The sequence below is a fragment of the Psychromonas sp. genome (assembly GCF_047632995.1).
Lineage (GTDB): Bacteria > Pseudomonadota > Gammaproteobacteria > Enterobacterales > Psychromonadaceae > Psychromonas.
The window spans coordinates 1-3,211 of sequence record NZ_JBLIEK010000230.1 but is presented as its reverse complement, the minus strand read 5'-3'; the positions used below and the strand labels follow the sequence as shown (position 1 = coordinate 3,211).

Sequence of the window (3,211 nt, the reverse complement as noted above, 5' to 3'; positions counted from 1 at the left end):
ATAATAAAGGTCCAATGTCCCTTTTTATAACTAGCAATAATTTAAGACGTAACTTTTTATTCAAGACTTGTGTAATTTTTGTCTATCTTAGTTTTCGGCTGATAAACACATAACTGAACCAATTATGATGTTTAAATAAAACACTGAAGCCATTAGAACCATTGATGGGCCAATAATGCGCCCTAATTAGATAAAATAGTAGGGGAAAGCCAGTCGAGAGCTAATTTTTTGGTAAAGAATACTATGTCACTTTCTTTTTAATATACTGATGTTAATGGATAACTTTTAACTTATATAAAATTTTGGGGTGTTGGCTTAGTCACTTATATGACGTTTATAAAATTTATTACCACTTTAAAACGTCATATGCGTGATTCAAAATTTTCGTCGAAAATATAGCTCAAACCTTTTTAGAAACTTTATGATGCATTTTTGCCCAACTATCTGGAAATTTATCCTGCAGTACATATGAGAACGATATGAGTTCTGCTATTACATGATAAAGCTGGTCGGGTATTTCTTGGCCTAGGTCTAAGGTCGCGAGAAAGTCACTAAGATAAGGATCTTCATGCACTAACACTCCGTTTTGTCTGGCGAGTGCAACAATTTCTTCTGCTAAGTCGCCAAAACCTTTCGCAATTATGGTGGGTGCTCCGCTGGATATTGCCCCACCGGCACTGTCAGATTTAAGTGGCTCAGCTTGGTTATTTTGTTGGTATCTAAGACCAACCGCGCTTTTTTGTTTTGTTTTTGTTTTTGTTTTTGTTTTGTCTGTCATTAGAGTATGTGCCTCTGGATGTTAAGCTTTAGCTTGAAAGACATGATTGGGACGTTGTCGCAAAGTATCGGGGATTTTCCCTAACTGGCAATCGCTTTTGCTCACTTCAATGCCTAGTGAGTCCAGTTTTCTGAGTAATAGTGGCAGGTAGTTCATTACTTGAATTTTCACTGCTTCATTAGAAGCATAAAAATGTATTTCTAAAGTATTCTCTCTTAATTTCGCCTTAGTTAAGATTTCACCTATTTTACCGACAGCTAATTTCATGGTGAGTTGCCACATTTTATTACTTTGTTCATCAGATGATGGCGCTTCTTTGTTGTTATCTTCTCGTTTAATTAACAATTCAATATCTTTAAAACTTCCACCTAGTGCCGAAGGTAAATTGTAATAAAAAGTCTCTTGACCTTGGATCATTTGTTCTGCGTTGCTGAGCTTGTTTGTCTGATGCCCCGATAAAAGTCGACCAATTTCCTTCATTAATTGGTGCTTTCGTTCTAACTGCGACATGTCGTTCAGAGCTTTTATTGATACATCTGGTTTTACATGACCTGTGTTGTTTAATACATTATTTAATGTTGATGTTATGTGTTCAGATCGTTTAGATTGACTTCGAGCCAATCTCGCACTGAGAGACATCTGTAATAGAGTAACCAAACCACTCATTAATCCTTGGCTTGGAGCGGGGATAACCATTTGTGAAGCTGACAAACTTAGTGCCGGAGTAGTTAATAGTTGTCTTATTTGATTAGCGTCTTGCTCTTTACCTTGGGGTAGAGATTGTTTAATTTGCTGTAATACTTGTTCAATTAATTGTTTGCTTGATTTTTCGGTTGCCCCCTTGAAAAAGTCGTCATCGGCTAACGCCTTTTCTATTGATTGTAATGTAATGGCAGGGGCTTCTGATTTGGGCTGTACGATACGCAATAAACTTTGTACTAAACTAATTTGTTCTGATTTATTAGAGAGCAGAGTTTGGTTGATCACACTTTGCGGCAAAGGTCTTTCTTGAACCGCAGCCGTTAAGTTATGAATTGCCTCTTTCATGCTGAATGACGTTTCTTGATACTTTTTGGTATCTGCGGGTGGCAGCACAGACCTAAACTTATTATCAATATTTTTTTGCAGTGCCTCAGAACCCGGGCTTTGAATATTTGTGTTCGTTTCTGGGCGAAGTATTTTGGAGTGTGCCTGAGTTTGTGCCTGTGTTTGCGTCTGCGTCTGCACCTGGATCTGTTTAATAGCATCACTGGGTAAATTAAGTCGTTTAGTGACTGCTTGTTGATGAGGCAATTTGAGTGGCGCTAAAGCTTGGGCAATCTCCTTGGTGACAGGAATGCTCGCTACAGGTTTAACACCTTGTAGTAATAATTCAATTTCACCATTCGGTTTTATTTTCAGGTCTATCTTATCGATAATTAAGGGCTGTAATTTTTGAATCAGTCCTTGGTTTTGTCCATCCTTCATTTGGCTTAGTTGCTGTAAAACTGGCTGCATAGGCAATTCAACGTTAACTGATTTCGCTAGTACGTTACTGGGGATTATTTGATTTGCAGGTAATTTTAGTAAACGTTGTAGTTGTTGCTCAGTGAGCGAAATTATACTCGTAGATTTGGCACTTGCAGGGGAGAAAAATGCGAGAGTAGGATTATTTTCTACGGATAATTTTACTTGAAGAACTTGGCCTTCGCCTAATCTTCCCTTTATATCAGGATTATTTAATAAAACGTCTCTACCTTGCGAAACAGTATTTCTACTTAAACTTAAAACCTTGCCAGCTAAATGTTTAACCAATACCTCAACACCATGGCGAGACACCTCAGGTGAAGTGGATAATTGACTCAACTGAATGAGTGCCTGAGATAAGGTTGCTATTGAGGAGTGGGGAATGTCAGGCATATAAATATTATCGGCTGATATTAAGAAAAGTAAAAATTAAGGTGTAGCTTACGTGAAACTTGGGCCGTTTGGCTAATCGGCTTGTTTATAGTTTGAACTCTATGGTGTTGTTTGGGCCTATCTTTGCTGATTATTTTGTTACTAATTGCTATTAACTATTTGTTCTAGCTAGTAGGTCAGGGCCAAACCCTATGATATTATTGACTTTAAATTGATCGCTGCTTTGTCACATTTTTTGTCACACTTTTTGTCACATGTTTGTTACGCACATCACATTATTTTTATAAAAGAAACGAGAATACATTTGACAGTTCTTTCCGTGACTAATTTATCTGTAGTGAAAAGAGATAGATTGTTGTTTGAAAATATAAACTTTGATGTCGAGCGAGGTACTTTACTTTACGTCAAAGGGCAAAATGGAGCAGGTAAAACCAGTTTGCTTAGAGTTCTTGCTGGTTTAGTTGAGCCTGATTCTGGCGAAGTGCATTTTTGTCAACAAGACATTAAAGATTATCGAGAAAATTACTATCAACA

3 protein-coding genes are annotated in these 3,211 nt (G+C 37.2%); 1 reads left to right on the top strand and 2 read right to left on the bottom strand.

Annotated elements, in window-relative coordinates:
- Positions 1-400: 400 nt before the first annotated feature.
- Both ACJAT7_RS18745 and ACJAT7_RS18740 read right to left on the bottom strand, forming a co-directional pair.
- Complete coding sequence (locus ACJAT7_RS18745) at positions 401-778, bottom strand: EscU/YscU/HrcU family type III secretion system export apparatus switch protein (RefSeq protein WP_415228304.1); 378 nt, start codon at positions 776-778, stop codon at positions 401-403.
- A 21-nt stretch (positions 779-799) separates the two neighbouring features.
- Positions 800-2,572, bottom strand: a complete 1,773-nt coding sequence (locus ACJAT7_RS18740) for a flagellar hook-length control protein FliK (RefSeq protein WP_415228303.1) — start codon at positions 2,570-2,572, stop codon at positions 800-802.
- 409 nt (positions 2,573-2,981) lie between these two features.
- On the opposite strand from ACJAT7_RS18740, the gene ACJAT7_RS18735 reads away from it, so the two are divergent.
- On the top strand, positions 2,982-3,211 hold a 230-nt coding region (locus tag ACJAT7_RS18735; protein WP_415228302.1), incomplete at its 3' end, for an ABC transporter ATP-binding protein.